This is a genomic window from Massilia polaris, assembly GCF_012927275.1.
Taxonomy (GTDB): Bacteria; Pseudomonadota; Gammaproteobacteria; order Burkholderiales; family Burkholderiaceae_D; genus Telluria_A; species Telluria_A polaris.
The window spans coordinates 1-21,954 of record NZ_JABBGG010000017.1 but is presented as its reverse complement, the minus strand read 5'-3'; the positions used below and the strand labels follow the sequence as shown (position 1 = coordinate 21,954).

Below are 21,954 nucleotides of genomic sequence, written 5' to 3'. Positions count from 1 at the left end.
CGATTCATGCTGGCCACGCCTGCGCAGCTTGCGCAAACCAATGACCTCGACCTGATCATCCGCTACGTCCTCGCGGGGCTCGGCCACGGCATCCACGCCGGGCGCGAGCGCGGGGCGGGCGTCGAATTTTCGGAATACCGGGCCTACGCGCCCGGGGACGAGTGGCGCCGGGTGGACTGGAAGCTGCTGGCGCGCGCCGACCGTTACTACGTCCGCGAGGCGGAGCGCGACAGCCATGTAGCCGTCTGGCTGTGGCTCGACGCAAGCGCAAGCATGGCCGAGGCCAGCCTGGCGATGCCCACCGTCGACAAGCTCTGGTACGCGCGAACCGTGCTGGCCTGCGTCGCCGCAGTCGCGCAGCGGCAGGGCGACGCCTTTGGGCTCGTCGTACTTTCAAATGGCCGGGTCAATTTTACGCCCGCCGCGCGCGGACCGCGCCAGATGCACCGCGTGCTGGCGCAGCTGTCGCGGGCCGAGGCATCCGGCGAGCTGCCGCCAGCGGAGACGCTGCGCGCCAGCCTGCATTTCGCACGTTCGCCAAGCCTGGTGTGCGCGGTCAGCGACTTCCTCGACTTCCCGTCGCCGATGACCGATGCGCTGCTGCGCCTGCGGCACATGCAGCATGACGTGCGCGCGCTGTGCCTGCAAACCCGGGCCGAGGTCGAAGCCAGCTTCCCGGCGAACAAATCGTACCGCGACCCGGAGCAGGGCGAAGGCGTGTTCCGCTTCGGTCCCGAGGCGCAGGCCGAATACCGGCGCCGCCGCGATGAACACTTCGCGACGGTGAACGCGGAATGGCGCAAGCACGACATCCGCGCGCAGTCCGCATGCATTGAAGATCCGGTGGCGTCGGTATTGCGCGCCTGGTTACGCCAGGCGGGGCGCGCATGACCAGCCTGTGGTGGGTGGCGCTGCCGGTCCTGCTGCTGCCGATCTGGTGGCACCGGCAGAAGCGCGAGCGCGTCAAGGCACTGCCGCTGGCGACCGCGCGCTTCCTGCCCCGCTCAGACCCGCAGCAGCAGCGCGTGTGGCAGTGGGTCGACCGCTTCCTGCTGCTGTTGCGCTGCCTGTTGCTGGCTTGCCTGATCGCCTGGCTGGCGGATCCCGCTATTCCGTGGCGCGGCGACAGCGTGCTTGTCAGGGCCGGCACCGACCCGGCGTGGGCGCAGCAGCAGGTTGATGCATCCGGTTTCAGCAGGATCGACGTCGCCGGCGATCCGTTGGTGTGGTTCGGCCAGCATGAACGTGAATGGCTGGGCGACGCGAAAGTGATTGTGCTTGGCGCCGTGCCGATGCCGGCTGAGAAGCCGCGGTTCCGCCATCAGGTCGAGTTGCGCGCGAAGCCGGTGCCGTTGGCGAAGAGCGAGCACCGCGTCGCCATCGTGAGCAAGCGCGCAGGGGAATGGCGCGCGCTGTTCGCTGCGCCCGCCGGACCGCAGCGCTACCTGATCGTCGATGCCACGGACGTCAAGCCGGAACTGGTCATCTGGGACGTACCGGAAGCACCGCCTGCAAGCTTGCGTGCCCCTCTGTGGTGGGTCGGCGATGCGACTGCATTCCCTGAATTGAAGAACGCAAAGCTGATTGAGGGCTTGCGTTATGCGGACAGCGCGCGCGGACGGTTGTGGACCTCGGCTAAGTGGCCGCCGAAGGACGCCGCTGCGGCGCGCCGCCTGTTTGAAGACTGGCAGCGGCTGCATTATCCGCCGGTGCCTTATATCGCCGCGCCGCAGGTACTGGCGGCCGACCCGTCAGCGCCGCTCGGGTCCGGCACGCGCGCGCTGCGCGACATGCTGACCATGGCGCTGATTGCGCTGTTTGTGCTGGAACGGATAGTGACGTATGCGCGCAAACGCTGATATCGCCAGCAGCATCCTGCGCGCTGCCGTGTCGCGGCGCGCGCCGCTATGGCTCGCCGTGGCGCTGCCATGGATACTCATGCGCTCGATTCCCGGTGTGATCGTTTCCGCCGCCTGGGCCGGATGGGACTTTTACCGATTGCGCCAGCGGGTGCTTGGCAACTGGACGCGCTGGATCGACAGTGCCGTGCCCGCACTGGAAGACAGCAGTGCATTGCTGGTGCACGCGCAGACGCCGGTCGGCAGGCTTCAGCAACGGCGCTTGCTCGAGCGCGTTTCATTGGCTATTGGCCGCGATGAACTGCGTGGCATCGCACGTTCCCGTATCCCGCTTGGTCTCCATTGGTTCGCGCTCAGCTGCGCCGCCGCGCTGGCGCTGTGGGGAGTGGAACGTGCAGGGACAAGCGACGCTTCCGCAACGCCTGCGCTTGCGCGCGCAGCCGCCGTGCAAAAATCCGAAATCGCGATGCGCATCACGCCGCCTAAATATACCGGTGTCGCACCGGTGCAGACGGCGCCCCGCGATCTCCAGATACCGGAACAGAGCGTCGTCGAGTGGTGCCTCAAGATGCCGCGCGACGGCGAACCGCCGATCGAATTGTCGGACGGGCAGGTGCTCAGGCTTGGGCAGGAATGCGTGCGCTGGACAGCGGCCGAATCGGTGTTCTGGCGCTGGCGCGGGGCGCGCTACAACCTGAAGGTCGTGCCGGACAGCGCACCGCGCATCACGATCTCCGCACCGAAGGAAATGGTGCATGTGCTGGCGATGGATGCGACGACCGCCCGCATCGCGGTCGAGGTGAGGGACGACTACGCCGTAACGCGCGCCACGATGCACCTGACGCTGGCGCGCGGCAGCGGAGAGAACGTGCGTTTCAGCGACCGCGAAGTGCCGCTGCCCGGCTCGGAGGATCCGAAAGTGCGCAACTGGTCGAACGACTGGTCGCTGGCCGAACTTGGCATGGAGCCGGGCGACGAGTTGTACTTCTTCGTGCGCGCAATCGACAATGCCGGCCGCGTGCACCTCTCGCAGTCCCCGACTTACACGCTGCGGCTCCCGGGCCCGGTGGAGGAGGGCGAGGAAAGCACGGCGCTGCCGATGCTGGTCAAGCCGGAGAACCTGCGTAGCCAGCGCCAGATCATCATCGATACCGAGCAGCTGGTCGCGGACATGAAGGCCAACCCGCGCATGGCGGCGGCCACGCTACAGGAACGCAGCCAGCAGATCGCCGGCGACCAGGCGATGCTGCGCCGGCGCTACGGCCAGTTCCTCGGCGAGGAATCGAGCCTGTTCGGCGGCGAAGAGGAACACGGCGACGAGCATGACGGCGCCGCCGGCGGGATGATCGCGCAGTACGGCCACATGCACGACGAGTCCGAGAACGCCACGCTGTTCGACGAAGCCACCAAAAAGGTGCTGCGACGCGCCTTGTCCGCAATGTGGGACGCCGAGAAGGCCTTGCGCGCGATCACGCCCAAGCCCGCGCTGCCGCCGGAGTACAAGGCACTGGAAGCGATCAAGGAACTGCAGCAGGCGGACCGGATCTACCTGCATAAGACGGCCTTCGCGCCGCCCGCCATCAAGGAAGAGATCCGGCTGACCGGCGACGTGGTCGGCGCGAAAAGCTACCGGCGCGAACAGGCGGCGGCCGACGAGGCCATCCCGGCGGAGGTGCGCGCGCTGCTGCAATCGCTGGCAAGCGACGGCGCGCTTCCTGCACTGTGGACGCGCGATGCGCAGGAGTGGGTCCGCGCCCGCATCACCAACGACGACCAGCGCCTCGCGGCGCAGCGCGCGGTACAGGATGTCGCCGATGGCTGCATCCCATGCCGGCCGGTGCTGCGTGCATGGCTGCGCGGCGCGATAGCCGAAGCACCGATTGTGCTTCAGGCGGCGCCGGTGACCGAGACGCCATTTACCCGTGCATGGCGCAGTGGAGCGAAGCCATGAACATTCGTCACAAATGGGTGGACGCCGTTCTGGTCGTCATCGCGGTTGCCGCGCTGGCCGGGCTTGTGGGCGAATTCTCGACGCCTGCGGAGGGCGGTCCGAAACCACTGAAGGTCGATGGCGATGGATTGCGCCCCGCGCAATGGCATGACCTTCCGGCCCGCCCGATCCAGTGGCAGGCACCGGCCACCGATGTCCTGCGCCTGGAGTTTCCAGGCCAGCTGACCCTGGGGCGGATGTTCACGCTGACTGTCCATCGCAGCAAGGCGGGCAGCGCCCGTTTGCAGCTGCTGGCCGAGAACGACCAGCTCATTGCGGAGACGGCGGGCGCCGGCAAGGACCTCACCGTGCAGTGGCTGCCGCCGGTAGTCGAGACGCTCGTTCTGAAGGCGCGCTTGCTGGATGGCGCCGGCAAGGTGATCGCACAAGGCCCTGTGCCGTTGGCCGTGCGCGATAACGCGCCGCTGCAGGTGCAGGGACGTTTTAGTGCGCCGTCCTTCGATACGCGCGTCCTCAACGAACTGCTCGCAAACAGCAACGCGGTTCTCGACTGGCAGGTCACGCTTGGCAAGACCGTCACGCGCACCGAGACAGCTCGGGAGGCGATGGCCACACCTGGCCTGATGGTGGTGGATGCCGCCTATGTCGAGAGGCTGCCGGGCGCGGCGCGTGCCGCCTTGCTTGATCGGGTCGCGGGCGGCATGCCGCTGATCGTGCTGGCCTCGAACGCAGCCGACCCGGCCATGTGGGCCCGGACCTTACAACTGAACCTGAAGGCCAGCCCTGACAAACCAGTCGGCGCGCCGCTGGCGATGTCGCCTGCGCCGCTCAATCCGGTGGCAGGCGTATGGGCGCCTGCCGGCGACCTGGCGTGGACGCGGCAATGGCAGGAAGGCCGCATCGTCTGGCTCGGCGCGGTCGACTGGCACCGCTATGCGATCAGCGAGCCGCGCTCGCTCGGCCTGTGGTGGCAGCGTGTGCTGGACGCGGCGGGCGTATCGAGGCCTGAGGCCGTGTCGTGGATCGAGCCGGAAGAGATGCCGCTGGCTGGCCAGCGCCTCGAAATTTGCGCGCTGGGAGTGCGCGGCGACGCGTGGCAGCGCCGTCCGGACAAAGCGGACGCTTCATGCATGGCGGTGTGGCCGAAACAGGCGGGATGGATGAAGGTCGATCCGCAGCACGCGGTCTACGTGTACGAGAAGAACGACTGGCCGATGTGGCAGATGGCGCAGCGCCGGGATGCGACCGCACGTTATGCGGCGCGTACCCCGGCGCCGCAGGCAGCGGGATCAACTCCGCTGCCTGCCTGGCCGTTCGCCTTGTTGTTCACAATGGCGATGCTCGCGCTCTGGTGGCGCGAGCGGCGCTAATACTTAGAACGCCCAGTCAACCCGTGCGTACATCTGGCGGCCGTTGATACCGATCGGGCAGGTTTCCCAGCAGTGCGTGAAGCCCAGCTGCGGGAACGGGAATGCCTTCACCTTGTCCCATTCGGTCGGGTACGTATCGAACAGGTTGTTCGCACCGACCGACAGGCTGATGCGCTTGGTGAACGCATAACGCACGCTCATGTCGACCAGCCATTTCGCTTCCCAGGTCTGGATGAACGGGGCGGTAAAGCCCTGGCCCTGCACTTCGCCGAAGTAGCTGGCGCGGGTGTTGACGTTCCATGGGCCGGTCGTGTAGTCGGCGGCGACAACGTGGTGCTGGCGCGGCTGGCCGCGTTCGATCAGCGTTACCTGTGCATCGTCGAACAACTGCGTACCGGTCAGCACTGGCGACTGCGAATTGCGGCTCTTGACTTCGGTCTTGTTGAAGCCCAGCTGGCCGGACAGCACCAGGGTCGAACCAGGCCACTTGGTGGTGTGTTCCGCCACCAGGTCGAAGCCGTCGGTCGTGGTGTCGATCGCGTTGGTGAAGAACTGCGCCTGGCCTACCTTGAGCGGGTCGAGGATGGCCTTGATCGGGCACGCAGCAGCCGTCAGGCATGCGCCCGTCTCTGGAGCGATATTGCTCGAGAAGACGATGCGGTCGTCGATGTCGATGCGGTACAGGTCGGCGGTGACCGAGAAGTTGGTCATCGGGCGCAGCACCATGCCGATACTGGCGCTCTTCGAGGTCTCTTCCTTCAGCGGCGAAATGCCGAACGCGCGGGTGACTGCGCTGCCTTCGCGCGCCGTCAGCGTTTCGGTCAGTACACCGGCCGAGTTCAGGTTGGTCGACACCGAGCTGTAGAATTTCTGCTGCACCGACGGTGCGCGGAAGCCGGTCGATACGCTGCCGCGGATGCCCAGCGTGCGCGATGGATCGTAGCGCATGCTCAGCTTGCCGGTTGTCGTATTGCCGAAGTCCGAGTACTTCTCGTAGCGCATGGCAGCAGCCACCAGCAGCTTGTCGGTCAGGTTATGTTCCGCGTCGATGTACAGCGCGGTGTTGTGGCGGCCTTCGTCGACTTCGGTGCCCGGGGTGTAGCCTGGGAAGCCCTGTGCGCCGGAAGCCGCGATGCCGCCGTTCTGGTCGAAGATCTTGATGGCGGGGTTGTTGGTGCGGCCGTACTGGTACGAGACCGGATCGCCAGCGACGATCTCGTAGTTATCTTTGCGGTACTCGAAGCCGGTAGCCAGCGAGATCTTGCGGCCGCCCAGGTCGATCGGGCCGCGCAGATCGGCATTGAAGGTGGTCTGGTTGAACTTCAGCGTGCCGGTATCGGCTTCCAGCGGCGATTCGGCGTAGATGCCGCCGCCTGGTTTCGGCTCATACCAGTAGCTGACGTTGATCGAGTTACGCTCGTGGAAACCGAGTTCGCTGCGACCGTGGTTCAGGCTGATGTCGAAGTTCCACGCGTTGGCCAGGTCGCGGCGATAGCCGACGGCGAACGAGGCATCCTTCACGGTGGTCATGATGTTTGGCAGGTAGCCGTTCGGATAAACGGCCGGCACGGTGCGGCCGTCGCCTTTGGAGCGGAAGAAGCCCGCCGAATCGCCGGTGCGCTTGGATACGCCGCCGAACGCATACAGCTCGCTGTCCTTGTCCATCGGGACCGCTGCGTTCCACCACAGGTAGGCGTCCTTGGCCAGGCTGTCGCCGATGCGCTGGGTGACGCGCGGCGGATCGACGCGCAGCGTGTCGACGCCGGCGCGGTTGGTCTCTTCGCGGCGGCGGCCTTCGACCGACAGGTTCAGGAAACCGCCGTCGCCCAGTGCGAGGCCGGTGTTGGCGCTGCCCGAGATCAGGTCGCCGTCGCCTTCGGACGTCGTGCCGATCGAGCTGCTCAGCTGCGTTTCGTTGGTCTGCGACTTGAGCACGATGTTGATCACGCCGGCAATCGCGTCCGACCCGTATTGGGCTGCCGCGCCATCGCGCAGCACTTCGATGTGGTGGATCGCCGACATCGGGATCGCATTGATGTCGGTACCGGCGGAGCCGCGGCCGATGGTCTGCTGCACGTTGACCAGCGCCTGCTGGTGGCGGCGCTTGCCGTTGACGAGCACCAGCAGCTGGTCAGGTCCGAGGCCGCGCAGCGTGGCCGGGCGGATGATGTCGGTGCCGTCGCTGATAAAGGTGGTCGAGAAGTTGAATGACGGGTCGAGCGTCTGCAGCAGCTTGCCCAGTTCGAGCGGGCCCGCGGTCTGCATGTCCTTGATGTTGATCAGGCCGACCGGGGAGGCGGTGTCGAGCGCCGTCTTGGCGGTCGAGCGCGAACCCAGTACCACGACGGTCGCCGGAGCGTTGTCGCTTGCGCGGGCTACTGTGGTGGTGTCTTGCGCCTGCTGTGCGTATGCGCTGTTGAGCGCGGCCAGCATGGCAGTGGCGAGCAGGGTACGTTGAAGGAGTGGGCGGCTGCTGAAATGTCTCGTCATTGTGGGTCTCTCTTGTTATCGTATGCAGATTGAATTGTTATGCGGCGACGCCAGGCGCCCCGCTGCGAACGATACTAAGGGAAACAAAATGTCCGTACAACGCATCCGGAAAGACTGTTGCGTTTACGTAGAATTTGAGCAATATTTCCAGCCAACCAGTGAAAAACGCGGTAAGCTGGAGTACCATCCGACCGCTATTCCTGGTGGTCCTGCATCCAGGACTTCAAACCGTTGACCCAGTTTTTGGCCGGCAGGTTCATACGCCGCTTGATGTCGCCGGCGCGCTCGTACAGCACACTGAAGTCGATCTGCGGCGCGCGCTTGAAGGCGATCACGATGATGTTCGCATCGTGCACCTCGGGCAGCCACACCACCGCATCGAACACCAGCTCCATGTTCTGCAGGTTCTTGTCGTAGTTCGAAAACTCGCCGAACACATTGGTGGTCATGATGCCGTCGTCGGCCAGGCAGTCGAAGCAGGCCTGGTAGAACTCCTGCGAATCGAGCACCGGGCCGCGCGCCTCTTCGTCGTAGAGGTCGACCTGCAGCACATCGATGCTGTTGCGGTTGGCCGTATCGAGCACGAAGTCCATCGCATCCATCTCGCGCACATTGAGGCGCTCGTCGTTCGATGGCAGGCCGAATTCGGCGTGGCAGATGTCGATCACGTTCGGATTGAGCTCGGCCACGTCGACACGCGCCGAAGGAAAACGCTGATAGCAGAACTTGGTCAGGGCGGCGCTGCCGAGACCCAGCTGGGCGATGCGTTTCGGCTGCTGCTTGAACAGCATCCACATCATCATCATCTGGACGTATTCGAGCTCGATATGGTCGGGCTTATCGAGGCGCATCGCGCCTTGCACCCATGAGGTGCCGAGGTGCAGGAAGCGCACGCCCCGGAATTGTGTGGTGGTCGCGGGAGGATGGCCGGGTGCGGCGAAACGGGAGGTGGGTGTGGAAGACATGACGGCGCATCTTACCACCGCGGCTTATACGGCGGCCGCCGCCGGGAGGATCAAGGTGACAGCGAGGCCGCCGCCGTCGCGGTTGCCGAGCGTGATACGGCCGCCGTGGGCCTCGGCGATCTCGCGCGCCAGTGCAAGACCGAGGCCGGTGCCGCTGCGCTTGGTCGAGTAAAAGGGCACCAGCGCGTTGGTCAGCACGGCGTCGTTCATGCCGGTGCCGCGGTCGGCCACTTCGATCCGCACCACCCCGGGCGCGGTGCGCACGCTCAGTTCGACGTCTCCCGGAGGCGAGCCCGATTCGTGGGCGTTCTTCAGGAGGTTGAGCAGGGCCTGCTCCATCTGGGCCGTGTCGAACCATGCCGGCTCGGCCGGCAGCTCGCCCGACACCTTTACAGCCACCTGCGAGGCGAGCCGCGCCACGAAACCGTCCCAGCCGCATGGTTCGATGCGCGGGGAGGGCAGCTTGGCGAAGCGCGCGTAGCCGAGGATGAAGCTTTCTAGGTGGCGGGTGCGTTCCTCGATGGTGGCGAGGATCTGCGGCAGCCGGTCGGTCTGGCCGCGCCGGACCAGCTCCGCGCCCGAATGGGCAAGCGACGTCAGTGGCGCCAGCGAGTTATTCAGCTCATGGCTGATCACGCGGATGACTTTTTTCCAGGTCTGCACTTCCTGGCGGCGCAGTTCAAGGGTCAGCTGGCGCAACAGCAGCAGTTCGTGCCTGCGCCCGTTCAGCATAAAGCTGCTGCGTGCCAGGTGGTAGACCTCTTCATCTTCGCTTTCGCCCGCCGTGAACAGGCCGTCGCCGCCGCGTCCGAGCGCTTCGACCAGCGCCGGCGTGGAGTGGGCGAGGACGTCCCGCAGCTGGTGGCCTTCCAGCTTGCGGCCTTCGTTGAGAAGCTGGCGCGCCGCCACGTTGGCGTACACGATGGCGCCGGCGTCGGCCACCAGCAGCATCGCTACCGGCGTGTTCTGGACCATCGTGTCGAGCAGCAGTTCGCGCTGCACCAGGCCGAGGCGCTGCTCGCGCAGCACGTTGCCAAGCGCGTTGTGGGCGTCGATCAGGTCGGCCAGTTCGTCGTTGTGCGCCCAGTGAAGGCTGAACGAAAAGTCACCGTCCTTGTAGCTGGTGACCGTGCCTTCCAGCGCGCGGAACAGCGACAGGATCGGCTGGACCTGCGAGCGCAGCGTGATGATCGAAATCGGCACCACGCAGGCGAGGCAGATGGCGAACACCAGGCCGGGCTGGCCGGGAATGAAGTGGTCGAGCGCCAGCGCGATGATGACGCCCAGCGCAAGCAGGGTGCCGACCAGCGCCGACAAGCGCGTGACCAGCGACAGGCGGAAACCGCGGCGCGCGCTCATCAGGGACGGGCGATGCCCAGCCGTTCCATGCGCCGGTACAGCGCCTGGCGGGACAGCCCCAGTTCGGACGCGGCCTGCGCCACCACGCCGTTGGCGCGCGCCAGCGCCTGCGCGATGGTGTCGCGGTCAGGCTCGTTTTCGACGGCGGGCAGCACCGCGACAGGCAGGCCGAGGTCTTCCGCCTTGATGATGCTCCCTTGTGCCAGCAGCGACGCGCGCTGCATGACGTTCTTCAGTTCGCGCACATTGCCCGGCCATGCATGCGCCCTCAACGTGGCCTGCGCGGACGAATGCAGGGTCTTGCCCGGCGCGAGGAAGCCCGCCGCGAGCGGCAGGATGTCGGCAGGGCGCGAGGCCAGCGGCGGCAGCCGCAGTTCGATCACGTTGAGGCGGTAGAACAGGTCTTCGCGGAAGGTGCCGGCGCGGATCATCGCCTGCAGGTCGGCGTTGGTGGCGCTGATGACGCGCACCTTGACCTGGCGTTCGCGGTTCGAGCCGAGGCGCTCGAAGCGCCCGGTCTCCAGCACGCGCAACAGCTTCATCTGCCCTGCCAGCGGCAGGTTGCCGATCTCGTCGAGGAAAAGGGTGCCGCCGTCGGCAGCTTCAAACTTGCCTTCGCGCGCACGCGAGGCGCCGGTGTAGGCGCCGGCTTCGGCGCCGAACAACTCCGCTTCGATCAGTTCAGCCGGCAGCGCGCCGCAATTGAGCACGACGAACGGTCCCTGAGCGACCTGCGAATTGGCCTGGATGATTTCGGCGATGCGTTCCTTGCCGGTGCCATTGGGCCCGGTGATCAGCACCGGCACGTCGGCGCGGGCGACCTGGCAGGCCAGGTTGAGCACACGTTCGGTGGCCGGGTCTTCCCACACCATGCCGCGCAGGTCGAACTTGCGTTCGAGATCGCGCTTTTCGCGGCGTTCGCGCTGCACCCGCTGCTGCAAGGCGCGGTTGGCCTGGCCAAGTTCGATCAGGTTGGTGACGGTCGCCAGCAGGCGCTTGTCGTCCCACGGCTTCGACAGGTAATCCGCGGCCCCCGACTTGACCAGGTCGACCGCCGCATCGAGGTGGGTCCATGCGGTGAGCAGGATGACCGGAAGGTCGGGGTGGCGCTTGCGGATCTCGCGGAACAGCGCCGTGCCCTCCACACCCGACGTCGTATCGGCCGTGAAGTTCATGTCCTGGATGACCAGGTCCACGTTGCAGCGTTCCAGCAGGGCCAGGCCTTCGTCCGGCGACGCCGCGCGCAGCGCGTCGATGTCGTGCAGCGAAAACAGGACTTCGAGCGCGATGGCGACGGCGGCGTTGTCGTCAATGATGAGTACGGTGGGCATGGCCGCTAGCATACCACCGTGAGATGCCGGTCAGGCACTGCGGGTGGCCATCGCCGGCGAGATCGTCGCGGCGCGCCACGCCGGGCCGTACACCGCTGCCACACCGAGCGCCCAGAACAGGCCGGCCCCCGCGAACAGGTAGCCCATTGGCAGCCGCGTCATCTCCAGCTTGCTGACCAACAGGTGGTTCAATCCGAGCGCCAGCATCACGCCGCCGAACACGCCGCAGCTGGTGATCAGGAAGTTCTCGGTCAGGAAGTAGCGCAGGATGTCGACACGGCGCGCACCAAGCGCACGGCGTACGCCGATCTGCTTGCGGCGCTGGGTGACCCACAGGCTGGCCATGCCGACGATGCCGCTGGCGGTGATCATCAGCAGCAGCACGCTGACGGTGATCAGCATCCACGACAGCGCCTTGTCCGCGCGGTAGCGGTCAGTGCGGTCTTCATCGACGCTCTCGACGTCGAGTAGGACAGGGCGTGGAGCCGCCTTGCGCAAGGCTTCTTCCGCTTCCTTCATCACGCGGTCGCGCTGGCCCGGTTCGGCGCGTACCGTGAAGATGGTGCCGAAGCCGTTTGTAAGACGCATCGGAACGATGGTGGAGTACTCGCCGCTTTCGTCGACCTGCGCCGACTGCGTCTGGAGCCGCTCGATCACGCCGACGACGCGCGCGCCGTTGGCGTCTTCGCCGGTGCCGAAGAACAGCGTCTTGCCAAGCGGACTAGCGTCGTTCGGCCACACCTTTTTCGCCAGCGCACGCGTGACGATGACCGATTTCGGGAAGTTGTCGCGGTCGGCGCTGGCGTCGATCTCGATGACCTCGTCGGGTGTGAAGTCGCGCCCTTCAACGATCTTCAGGTTCCAGGTCTTGACCAGCGATTCAGGGCTGAAGTAGAACGATGCGTTGGCGCTTTCGTTGACCTGCTTGCGGTCGGCGGCGACGCTGTTGGTGCTGCCCGAGCGCGACATCGGCATCTGGTTGGTGAAAGCGACCGAGGTAACGCCAGCCACCGCGCGCAGGGTCGCGGCTTCGCTCTTCTGCAGCGCGAGCTGGCCGTTGTGATCGGAGTCGTCGAGATGACGCACGCGCAGGTAGAACAGCGAGCCTTCGTCTTGCATGCCGCTAGGGCGCGCTGCCACGCCCTGGCGTATTTCGACGATATGCAGCGCGTTCGACAGGATGGCCAGGCTGATTGCAACCTGCACGGCGACCAGGATGGCGCCGGTTTTGCTGCGTAACAGGGCTGACAGGATTGGACGGATTTCCATGTTCTTACCTCACTGCGATTTAAGTTGGATGGCGGGCGTCACCTGGCATGCGCGCCAGGTTGGCAGCAGGCCTGCGACGACCGCGGCGAGCAGCGACATGACGAATGTCAGCCCGAGCATCTGCCAGTCCATGCGAGTGACAACGGACAGCTGTTCCGACTGCGTTCCGATCAGCGCCAGTGCGCCAAACGACAGCAGCAAGCCAAGGATGCCGCCCGCCAGGCCGACCACGGCGGTCTCCATAAGGAACTGCTGGAAGATCTCCTTGCGCGACGCGCCCAGCGCGCGTCGGATGCCAACTTCGGAAGCGCGCACCGAGAATTTCGCCAGCAGCAGGCCGATGGTGTTCACCAGGCACAAGACAAGGAAGCCGAATGCCAGCCACGCAGCCAGGCGGCTGTCGTTGCCCACGACCTTGCGGCGTTCCATCCATTCCATCACGTCGAACAGCTCGTTCTTCGCGTTGCGCTTCAGGCGTCCCAGCTTGCGCTGTTCGGCGGCGTAGTTGTCCAGGTACGCCTGCAGGTCGGCGCGGTCGCCGCTCGATGCGGTCTCGAAGAAGAACTGGAGCCAGGTGCACTCGGAATCCAGCAGCCCCTGCCAGCCCGGCTCACGGCGCGAGCTGCAGCTCATGCTGCCGTTGTGGCCAGTCTCGTGGCGGATCGCCGATGCGAACGGGATCATGAACTCTTCTTCCTTGCCGAAGGCGCCATCGCCACCGACCAGGCGATAGTACTTCGGCACCGGCACCCATTGTTTCAGTACGCCGACCACCTGGAATTCGAAGCCCATCATGCGCACGCGCTTGCCGACCGGGTCGACGGTGCCGAACAGCTTCTCGGACAGCGCCTTGCTCAGCACGACAACGTCTGCGCCGGCCTTGTCGTCCGCTTCGCTCCACGGCTGGCCGTACAGGAATGGCGCTTCGACCATGGCGAAGAAATCGCGCGTTGGCGCGAGGCCTTCGGCCGACATAACGGCAAGGTCTTTGCGCTCCGGTTCGACCGGTGCGCTGACTGCGTAAAGCACCGTCCTGCGTTCGCCAAAGCCGTCCTTGAGGAAGTTGGCCGCGTCGCGGTAACTCATCTGGTCATGCCCGCGATTGTCTTCCGCGGGGTTGTAGCCTTCAATCGGGCCGTTGTCGATCACCGGGACCAACAGGCGATTGCTCTTGTGCGGAATCGGATCGCCCGACATCACGTGCAGGATGGTCAGGGTCGACATGGTCGCGGCGACGCCGATGGCCAGGGTCAGCACCATCAATGCGGTCAGCGCGGGATTGCGTCGCAGGCTATGGACGCCGAGCCGGAAGTAGTAGAGGAACATGGCGGCTCCTTACGCGACGTGGCCGGCGACCAGTGTCGGCGCCTTGCGCACCAGGTCGGACACCTGGCCGTCGATGATGTGCACGTTGCGCTGCGCGCGCACGGCCAGTTCCGGATCGTGGGTGACCATCAGGATGGTGGTGCCCTGCGAGTTGATCTCTTCTAGCAGTTCCATCACGCCGCGCGCCATCTGGGTGTCGAGGTTACCGGTCGGTTCATCCGCCAGCAGCAGCTTCGGCGAGCCGGCCAGTGCGCGCGCGATCGCCACGCGCTGCTGCTGTCCGCCCGACAGTTCGGCAGGGTAGTGCTTCATGCGCGACGCCAGTCCGACCTTGGCCAGCGCGTCCTCGATGCGCTCCTTGCGTTCGGCCGAATTGAAGCCGCGGTAGCGCAGCGGGACGTCGACGTTGTCGAACAGGTTCAGGTCGGGGATCAGGTTGAAGCCCTGGAAGATAAAGCCCAGCTTCTCGTTGCGCAGGCGCGAGCGCGCGTTGTCGTCCATGCCCTTGACGTTGACGCCGTCGAGCACGTACTCGCCGTCGGTGAAGTCTTCGAGCAGGCCGGCGATGTTCAGGAAGCTGGTCTTGCCCGAACCCGAAGGGCCGGTGACGGTGACGAACTCGCCTTGCTTGACGGCGATCTCGAAGCCGCGCAGCGCGTGGGTCTCGATCATGTGGGTGCGATACACCTTGCTCAGGTTTTTCATGCGCAGCATGGGATGTCCTTTCAGGTTCGGTTGATTGTTATTGATTGATTGAGACGCGGGCGGCGTTCTTGAATGTGTCGGTGCCCGCGATGACCACCTTGTCGCCCGGCTTCAGGCCGGACAGGATTTCGACCGCGGAGATGCTGGTCGCACCCACGGTGATCGGGCGGCGCACGGCGACGCCGTCCTCCACCACGTAGGCGAAGCGTCCGCCCTCGTTTTCGACGAACGGGCCGCGCGGCACCATCAGCACATTCGGTTTTTCTTCGATCAGCAGGCGCGCGGTCAGGCGCTGGCTCTGGCGCAGGCCTTTCGGCTGTTCGCCATCGAAGCGCACGCGCGCCAGCACCTGGTTGCGCACCACTTCCGGCGACAGCGCGGACAGCTTGCCGGTCGCGGTACCGGACGGCAGGACGATTTCGGCGGTCATGCCGAGGCCCATGTCGGACACATAGGTTTCCGGTACTTCGAGTTCGACTTCGAGGCGAGACAGGTCGACCAGGGTCATCAGGGCGGCGTTGGCCGGGACCACGCTGCGGTTCTGCACCGACAGCGTGCCGATGAAACCATCGACCGGTGCGCGCACGGTCAGTTCATCGACGCGGCGCTGGGCGTTGGCCATCGACAGGCGCTGGCGATCGAGTTCATTGACCTTGGTCTTGAGCGCGAGGCCGACGTCATCGCCTTCCAGAACTGCCGCGTCCGACGCATGCTTCGCGCGGATCTGCGCCGACTTCAGCGCGTCCTTGGCCTTTTGGTAATCGATCTTGGCGATGATGCCTTCGTTGGCCACGCCTTCATAGCGCTCCAGCGTGCGCTGGGCGGACAGGCGGTCGATTTCGGCGGTGTCGGCTTCGCGCTGCGCCAGCAGCTTCTGCTTGCGCGCGAGGATGCGCTGGCGCGCGACTTCGGCCTCAAGCTGCTGGTAGCTGGACTGCTCTCGCTTGAGCGCGTCCGACAGGTCGGGCGACTCGAGCACGGCCAGTTCCTGGCCGCGCTTGACGGTGTCGCCCGCTGCGACCTTCAGGGTGACGGTGGACGGAGCGGTGGCGTAGAGGGTAGGGCTGACGGCGGCGACCACGCGGCCGTTGACGGAAGCGTCGCGCACCAGCGTGCCGCGGCCGGCCTCAGCGACGCGGATGCGGTTGGCGTTGACCGAGTGCTCGCTGCTGCTCCATGCGGTCAGCAGGAAGACGACGGCGGCGGCACCGACGGCCACGCTGGCGCCGATGATGGCGCGGCGCTTGTTTTTCTGGCCCTTTGGCGGGGCGACGACGGTGTCCTGGTGTGATGTATCGCGAATCATGGCCTGTTTCAGTTTGTGCATTGATGTAAATATCAATGCACAAACTGTGCCAGAAGCTAAGCGTTTGATTTGCAAGCGATTGTTATTCTCGCGTCCGGTGTCCGCCCTGTCCGGACAGGTTCTGGCGGACGTGCGCGGACGCGGTCCGCGACTACTTCTCCCGCTTGAGCGGTGTGCCCCTGTCGATCACTTCGCGACAGTCGCCCTTGAAGTTCGCATTGTCGTAGTTGCTCCAGCCGTAGCTGTCCACGTAGCGCTTGTGTTCAGCGAAGGCCGAATTGACGAAGCTGCGTTCGAGGCGCTCGCCCGAATAGTGGATGTCGCCGATATCGAGCAAGGTATGGAACATGTTCTCGGTCGCCAGCTTTGCGCCGCGGTGCCGCGCCAGCTGGTCGACCTTGTCCGGATAGCGCTCGCGCCAGGCATCCGAGTACCAGACGAATGCCGGCACATGGAAGTCATTCTGCGTGTTGTGGCCGTGAAAGCCGAGCTTGCAGCTGCCGTCGTACAGCGACTGGCCGTGGTCGGCCACATACACCAGCGCACTGCGATGCTCGGCGCCTTTCAGCTTGCCGATCACCTGCGCCAGGAACCAGTCCGTGTACAGGATGCTGCTGTCGTAGCTGTTGTTCAGGTGCGCCTTCAGCTTCACATCCGTGTAGAGCGGCTTGTCCATCCCCAGCAGCGACGGCTGCCATTTGTCGAACGCCTTCGGATAGCGCTGGCTGTAGTTCCAGTGGCTGCCCAGCGAGTGCAGGACGATCAGCTTCTTCGGCGTAGCGTCGGCCAGCGCGATCCGCAACGGATCGAGCAGGATCTCGTCGAAGTTCGAGTTGTTGGTGAAGCCGCCAAGGTTGAGGAACTGGATCACGTCCGCTTCTTTCGCAAACACCGACACCGGCGTGTCGTATTCGCCGAACGAGATCTGGTTCGACAGCCAGTAGGTCTTGAAGCCGGCTTCCTTGAACGCGGTGATGAAGGACTTCTCCGCGAATCCATCCTTCAGGCTTTGCATCGACGGCTTGCGCGAGATGATCACCGGGACCGACAGGCGCGTGGCCGATACGGCCGTGATCACGTCCGGCAGCGTCACCAGGTTGGCTTCCTGGCGCAGCAGCGGGTTGGTGTCGCGCGTGTAGCCGTTCAGGCTCCAGCGGTCGTAGCGTGACGATTCGCCCAGCACCAGGACCACGGTTTCGGGCGCCGCGTCCGGCGCCGCCTGGCGCGCGCCGAAGCGGAAGTTACTGCTGCGCCGGCCCAGTTCGGCGAGGTGCTGGCGTTCTTTATAGTAGTCGGCGCCGCGCGCCATCAGCCCGAATGGCCATGACTGCGCGAAAGCTTCGAAGTCGAACGGCAGCTGCGCCCATTGGGGCAATGGCGGAAGATTGCGCCCGGTGTGCCCGGCGCCAGTGATCGCAGGCGCCGCCTTGACGGGTTCGGTCTTTGCCTTGGCGAGGTGCGCCAGCGGGGGCAAGGCGCGTTTGACCTCTGGCGCGCTGTGGGCGGCGATGCCGAACTCGTGGCCGTAACCCCAGACGGCGGCACCCGCAATGAGCGCCACCAACGCCACGATGCGCGAGCTGTCGTTCCAATCCAGCTGCCTGGTCGACCGCGTCGCACGCCAGGTGGTGAACCACCAGGCTGCCGCCCCGGCGAGCACGGCAAGCATCAACCACACCGTGCTCCCAAGGAACTCCATCGCTTCCATCGGGCTGGTTTCCGCGATGATGCCGAGGTGGTGCGTCGAAATGCCCTGGCCGTAATAGGTGAGCAGGTAGATTTCGGTCGGCAGCGCAAGGAAAGCCGGAATCAAAAGCCAGTGGAAGCGCGCCGGCCGCCGGAATACGGCCCAGGCCGCCATCCAGGCCAGCAGCTCGATGCCCAGCACCTGCCATGGCCGCGCCAGCGGCTTGCCCAGCAGGGCAGGCACGAACGGCACCGCCGACAGGCATATATATGTCAGCAGCAAGTACAGGGTGGCGGGGCGCAGCAGGTGTCGCATGATTGGACGAAAGCAAAAAGTCGTCTATTATCATGGCGTTCTCGGCTGTAGGGGAACTTTTTCGGACCCCGCCCCATAGCGCGGCCACTGCCAATTGTCGCCAGATAACGACGCCAGGCCGCCGTTTACCGTCGCGTTCCGCCCGCCAGGGCAGTAAACCGGTTGACCCTGCCCGCCATCAAGGCTATACTCGCGAGTTCTCGAATTTATTCTGCACACCGCGTGCGTTGCTCGGCCGCTCCTTCGCGAGTGGCTATTGTCGCCTCCGCTGTCAGTCCAAACCGGGACTCAGTTTTAGTCCCCGGGCATTTAGCCCGGGTTATTCATGTTGTATCTTTGTTGGATTAATAACGATGCCAACCATCAATCAACTGATTCGCAATCCACGCGTCGCTACGATCGTGAAGAGCAAATCGCCGGCGCTGGAAAATTGCCCGCAAAAACGTGGTGTTTGCACCCGTGTTTACACGACGACCCCAAAGAAGCCTAACTCGGCTCTGCGTAAAGTCGCCAAAGTTCGCCTGACCAACGGTTTCGAAGTCATTTCGTACATCGGCGGTGAAGGCCACAACCTGCAAGAACACAGTGTCGTGCTGCTGCGCGGCGGCCGTGTTAAAGACTTGCCGGGTGTGCGTTACCACATGGTTCGCGGTGCACTGGATACCCAGGGCGTTAAAGACCGTAAGCAAGCTCGCTCGAAGTACGGTACCAAGCGCGCTAAAGCCGGCAAGAAGTAATATTTTTGCCCATCTATTGAGTTGAACCGACCGAAAGGTCGAGTAAGTGGATGGCTATGATGGCCACCGCGAGTGCGCTCAGCGCGCTCAACTGAAGACTGAAAGGAATTGAAATGCCACGTCGTCGTGAAGTCCCCAAGCGCGAGATCCTGCCTGATCCAAAATTCGGCAACCAGGATGTCGCCAAATTCGTCAATATTCTGATGCTGTCCGGTAAAAAATCGGTCGCTGAAAACATCATCTACGGTGCGTTCGAGCACATCAAGCAAAAGTCCGGCAAGGACCCGCTTGAAGTCTTCGCTGCCGCGATCAACAACGCTAAGCCAATGGTCGAGGTTAAGTCCCGCCGTGTTGGCGGCGCCAACTACCAGGTGCCAGTTGAAGTTCGCCCAGTTCGCCGTATGGCGCTGTCCATGCGTTGGTTGCGCGAAGCCGCAAACAAGCGCAGCGAAAAATCCATGCCACAACGCCTTGGCGGTGAGCTGATGGAAGCAGCAGAAATGCGCGGCGGCGCAATGAAGAAGCGTGACGAAGTTCACCGTATGGCTGAAGCGAACAAGGCGTTCTCGCACTTCCGCTTCTAATCTGTTGGCCAGACCCCGCGAGGGGCGCGGCCATCCATCCGTTGTTCGAGGCCGGGCTCATTTTGTTGAAAAAATGTGGCTCGGTTTTGTTCATTAAAAGATTTAGGAATAATTATGGCACGCAAGACCCCCATTGAGCGCTACCGCAATATCGGTATCTCCGCTCACATCGATGCTGGTAAGACCACCACCACCGAGCGCGTCCTGTTCTATACGGGCGTGAACCACAAGATCGGCGAAGTTCACGATGGCGCGGCCACGATGGACTGGATGGAGCAGGAGCAGGAACGCGGTATCACGATTACCTCGGCTGCGACGACCTGCTTCTGGAAGGGGATGGCTAACAACTTCCCTGAGCACCACATCAACATCATCGACACGCCGGGCCACGTCGACTTCACCATTGAAGTTGAGCGCTCGATGCGCGTGCTCGACGGCGCCTGCATGGTTTACTGCGCAGTCGGCGGCGTGCAGCCACAGTCGGAAACCGTATGGCGCCAGGCTAACAAGTACAAGGTCCCACGTCTCGCGTTCGTCAACAAGATGGACCGTACCGGTGCGAACTTCTTCAAGGTCTACGAGCAGATGCGCGCTCGCCTGAAGGCCAACCCGATCCCGCTGCAGATTCCTATCGGCGCTGAAGAAAACTTCAAGGGCGTGGTCGACCTGGTCAAGATGAAAGCCATCTACTGGGACGACGCGTCGCAGGGCATGAAGTTCGACTACCGCGACATTCCGGCTGAGCTGGCTGACCAGGCTGCCGAATGGCGCGAAAAGCTGGTCGAGACCGCTGCTGAAGCGTCGGAAGAGCTGATGAACAAGTACCTGGAAGAAGGCGACCTGTCGGAAGCCGAGATCAAGGCTGCCCTGCGCCAGCGCACCATCGCTTCGGAAATCGTTCCGATGATGTGCGGTACCGCGTTCAAGAACAAGGGCGTGCAGGCAATGCTGGACGGCGTCATCGAATACCTGCCATCGCCAGTGGACATTCCACCAGTCGGCGGCACCGATGAATACGACGAGCCAACCACCCGTAAGGCGACCGACGACGAGAAGTTCTCGGCACTCGCGTTCAAGATCATGACCGACCCGTTCGTCGGCCAGCTGATCTTCTTCCGCGTCTACTCGGGCACGATCAAGTCGGGCGACACCGTCTTCAATCCGATCAAGAACAAGAAAGAACGTCTTGGCCGTATTCTGCAGATGCACGCTAACCAGCGTGAAGAGATCAAGGAAGTCTTCGCCGGCGACATCGCCGCCGCAGTCGGCCTGAAGGATGCGACCACCGGCGAGACCCTGTGCGACCCTTCGGCTGTCATCACGCTCGAGAAGATGGTCTTCCCTGAGCCGGTGATTTCGCAGGCGGTCGAGCCTAAGACCAAGGCCGACCAGGAAAAAATGGGCCTGGCGCTGAACCGCCTGGCACAGGAAGATCCTTCGTTCCGCGTCAAGACCGATGAAGAATCGGGCCAGACCATCATTGGTGGTATGGGCGAGCTGCACCTGGAAATTATCGTTGACCGCATGAAGCGCGAATTCGGCGTGGAAGCAACCGTCGGCAAGCCACAGGTTGCCTACCGCGAAACGATCCGCAAGACCTGCGAAGAGTCCGAAGGCAAGTTCGTCAAGCAGTCGGGTGGTCGTGGTCAGTACGGTCACGTGGTTCTGAAGATCGAGCCGCAAGAGCCGGGCAAGGGCTTCGAATTCGTCGACGCGATCAAGGGCGGTACCGTTCCACGCGAATACATCCCTGCAGTTGAAAAGGGTGTGCGCGGCACGCTGGGTACCGGCGTCCTGGCTGGCTATCCAGTCGTTGACGTCAAGGTCACGCTGTTCTTCGGTTCGTACCACGATGTTGACTCGAACGAAAACGCGTTCCAGATGGCAGCTTCGATGGCGTTCAAGGACGGTTGCCGTCGCGCCTCGCCGGTGATCCTCGAGCCGATGATGTCGGTTGAAGTGGAAACCCCGGAAGACTACGCCGGTTCCGTGATGGGCGATCTGTCGTCCCGCCGCGGTATGGTGCAGGGCATGGACGAAATCCAGGGCGGTGGCGGCAAGATCATCAAAGCCGAAGTACCACTGTCGGAAATGTTCGGTTACTCGACCTCGCTGCGTTCCGCAACGCAAGGCCGTGCAACGTACACGATGGAATTCAAGCACTACTCCGAAGCGCCTAAGCACGTTACCGACGCAATCGTTACTGCTAAAGCTAAGTAATTCAGTTAGTCAGGCCCGGGGCATGTGTCTCGGCCTGACAAAAGAAAAAAATTAAATCGCTCTTTTAAAGGAAGATCAAAATGGCAAAAGGTAAATTCGAACGGACCAAGCCGCACGTCAACGTCGGCACTATCGGCCACGTCGACCACGGCAAGACCACTCTGACCGCAGCAATCGCTACTGTCCTGTCGAAGAAATTCGGCGGCGAAGCAAAAGCTTACGACCAGATCGATGCAGCACCGGAAGAAAAAGCGCGCGGCATTACCATCAACACCGCACACGTCGAGTACGAGACCGCAAACCGTCACTACGCTCACGTTGACTGCCCAGGCCACGCCGACTACATCAAGAACATGATTACCGGTGCGGCGCAGATGGACGGCGCGATCCTGGTTTGCTCGGCAGCTGACGGCCCAATGCCACAGACCCGCGAGCACATCCTGCTGGCACGCCAGGTTGGCGTTCCATACATCATCGTGT

General features: G+C 63.9%; 17 protein-coding genes. 8 read left to right on the top strand and 9 right to left on the bottom strand.

Going from position 1 to position 21,954, the window contains the following annotated elements:
* The first annotated feature begins 6 nt into the window (after window positions 1-6).
* Genes HHL21_RS20425 through HHL21_RS20410 form a run of 4 tightly spaced genes read left to right on the top strand, consistent with a single transcriptional unit; the run spans window position 7 to window position 5,180 of the window.
* Entirely contained in the window at window positions 7-891 is an 885-nt protein-coding gene (locus HHL21_RS20425) for a DUF58 domain-containing protein (protein WP_169469344.1), read from the top strand.
* Window positions 888-1,859 carry a BatA domain-containing protein gene (locus tag HHL21_RS20420; protein WP_169469343.1) on the top strand — a complete coding sequence of 324 codons (972 nt, stop codon included), beginning with the start codon at window positions 888-890 and terminating at the stop codon, window positions 1,857-1,859. Before HHL21_RS20425 ends, HHL21_RS20420 begins: the two co-directional genes overlap by 4 nt.
* Window positions 1,843-3,810, top strand: a complete 1,968-nt coding sequence (locus HHL21_RS20415) for a DUF4175 family protein (protein ID WP_169469342.1) — start codon at window positions 1,843-1,845, stop codon at window positions 3,808-3,810. The genes HHL21_RS20420 and HHL21_RS20415 overlap by 17 nt, the downstream gene beginning before the upstream one ends.
* Window positions 3,807-5,180 (top strand): hypothetical protein, encoded by a 1,374-nt coding sequence (locus HHL21_RS20410; RefSeq protein ID WP_229496644.1) that lies wholly within the window; start codon window positions 3,807-3,809, stop codon window positions 5,178-5,180. Before HHL21_RS20415 ends, HHL21_RS20410 begins: the two co-directional genes overlap by 4 nt.
* Before the next feature lie 3 nt (window positions 5,181-5,183).
* Here the strand turns inward: HHL21_RS20410 and HHL21_RS20405 are convergent, their stop codons facing one another.
* From HHL21_RS20405 to HHL21_RS20365, 9 genes are all read right to left on the bottom strand, one after another.
* Complete coding sequence (locus tag HHL21_RS20405; protein WP_169469340.1) at window positions 5,184-7,670, bottom strand: TonB-dependent receptor plug domain-containing protein; 2,487 nt, start codon at window positions 7,668-7,670, stop codon at window positions 5,184-5,186.
* A 194-nt stretch (window positions 7,671-7,864) separates the two neighbouring features.
* Window positions 7,865-8,635 carry a fused MFS/spermidine synthase gene (locus HHL21_RS20400; RefSeq protein ID WP_169469339.1) on the bottom strand — a complete coding sequence of 257 codons (771 nt, stop codon included), beginning with the start codon at window positions 8,633-8,635 and terminating at the stop codon, window positions 7,865-7,867.
* Between the two features lie 24 nt (window positions 8,636-8,659).
* Window positions 8,660-9,994: a sensor histidine kinase gene (locus HHL21_RS20395; RefSeq protein WP_169469338.1), complete on the bottom strand. Its 1,335-nt coding sequence runs from the start codon at window positions 9,992-9,994 to the stop codon at window positions 8,660-8,662.
* Window positions 9,994-11,325: a sigma-54-dependent transcriptional regulator gene (locus HHL21_RS20390; RefSeq protein WP_169469337.1), complete on the bottom strand. Its 1,332-nt coding sequence runs from the start codon at window positions 11,323-11,325 to the stop codon at window positions 9,994-9,996. Before HHL21_RS20390 ends, HHL21_RS20395 begins: the two co-directional genes overlap by 1 nt.
* 30 nt (window positions 11,326-11,355) lie before the next feature.
* The gene (locus tag HHL21_RS20385; RefSeq protein ID WP_169469336.1) at window positions 11,356-12,594 is read right to left on the bottom strand and encodes an ABC transporter permease; all 1,239 of its coding nucleotides are present in this window, start codon (window positions 12,592-12,594) and stop codon (window positions 11,356-11,358) included.
* A 9-nt stretch (window positions 12,595-12,603) separates the two neighbouring features.
* Entirely contained in the window at window positions 12,604-13,920 is a 1,317-nt protein-coding gene (locus tag HHL21_RS20380; RefSeq protein WP_169469335.1) for an ABC transporter permease, read from the bottom strand.
* A gap of 9 nt (window positions 13,921-13,929) precedes the next feature.
* Window positions 13,930-14,634 carry an ABC transporter ATP-binding protein gene (locus HHL21_RS20375; RefSeq protein ID WP_169469334.1) on the bottom strand — a complete coding sequence of 235 codons (705 nt, stop codon included), beginning with the start codon at window positions 14,632-14,634 and terminating at the stop codon, window positions 13,930-13,932.
* A 28-nt stretch (window positions 14,635-14,662) separates the two neighbouring features.
* Complete coding sequence (locus HHL21_RS20370; protein WP_229496642.1) at window positions 14,663-15,952, bottom strand: efflux RND transporter periplasmic adaptor subunit; 1,290 nt, start codon at window positions 15,950-15,952, stop codon at window positions 14,663-14,665.
* Between the two features lie 130 nt (window positions 15,953-16,082).
* Window positions 16,083-17,933 (bottom strand): phosphoethanolamine transferase, encoded by a 1,851-nt coding sequence (locus HHL21_RS20365; RefSeq protein ID WP_169469333.1) that lies wholly within the window; start codon window positions 17,931-17,933, stop codon window positions 16,083-16,085.
* A gap of 353 nt (window positions 17,934-18,286) precedes the next feature.
* On the opposite strand from HHL21_RS20365, the gene rpsL reads away from it, so the two are divergent.
* The 4 genes from rpsL to HHL21_RS20345 all read left to right on the top strand — a co-directional run.
* On the top strand, window positions 18,287-18,670 hold the full coding sequence (gene rpsL, locus HHL21_RS20360) for a 30S ribosomal protein S12 (RefSeq protein WP_131429156.1): 384 nt from the start codon (window positions 18,287-18,289) through the stop codon (window positions 18,668-18,670).
* A gap of 113 nt (window positions 18,671-18,783) precedes the next feature.
* Window positions 18,784-19,254, top strand: coding sequence for a 30S ribosomal protein S7 (gene rpsG / locus HHL21_RS20355; protein WP_131429157.1), 471 nt, complete (start codon window positions 18,784-18,786; stop codon window positions 19,252-19,254).
* 114 nt (window positions 19,255-19,368) lie between these two features.
* A complete protein-coding gene (gene fusA, locus HHL21_RS20350) occupies window positions 19,369-21,474 on the top strand; it encodes an elongation factor G (RefSeq protein WP_169469332.1) in 2,106 nt (701 codons plus the stop codon).
* 80 nt (window positions 21,475-21,554) lie between these two features.
* Window positions 21,555-21,954 (top strand): GTP-binding protein (locus tag HHL21_RS20345; protein ID WP_169463945.1); only part of this gene is annotated, 400 nt, incomplete at its 3' end.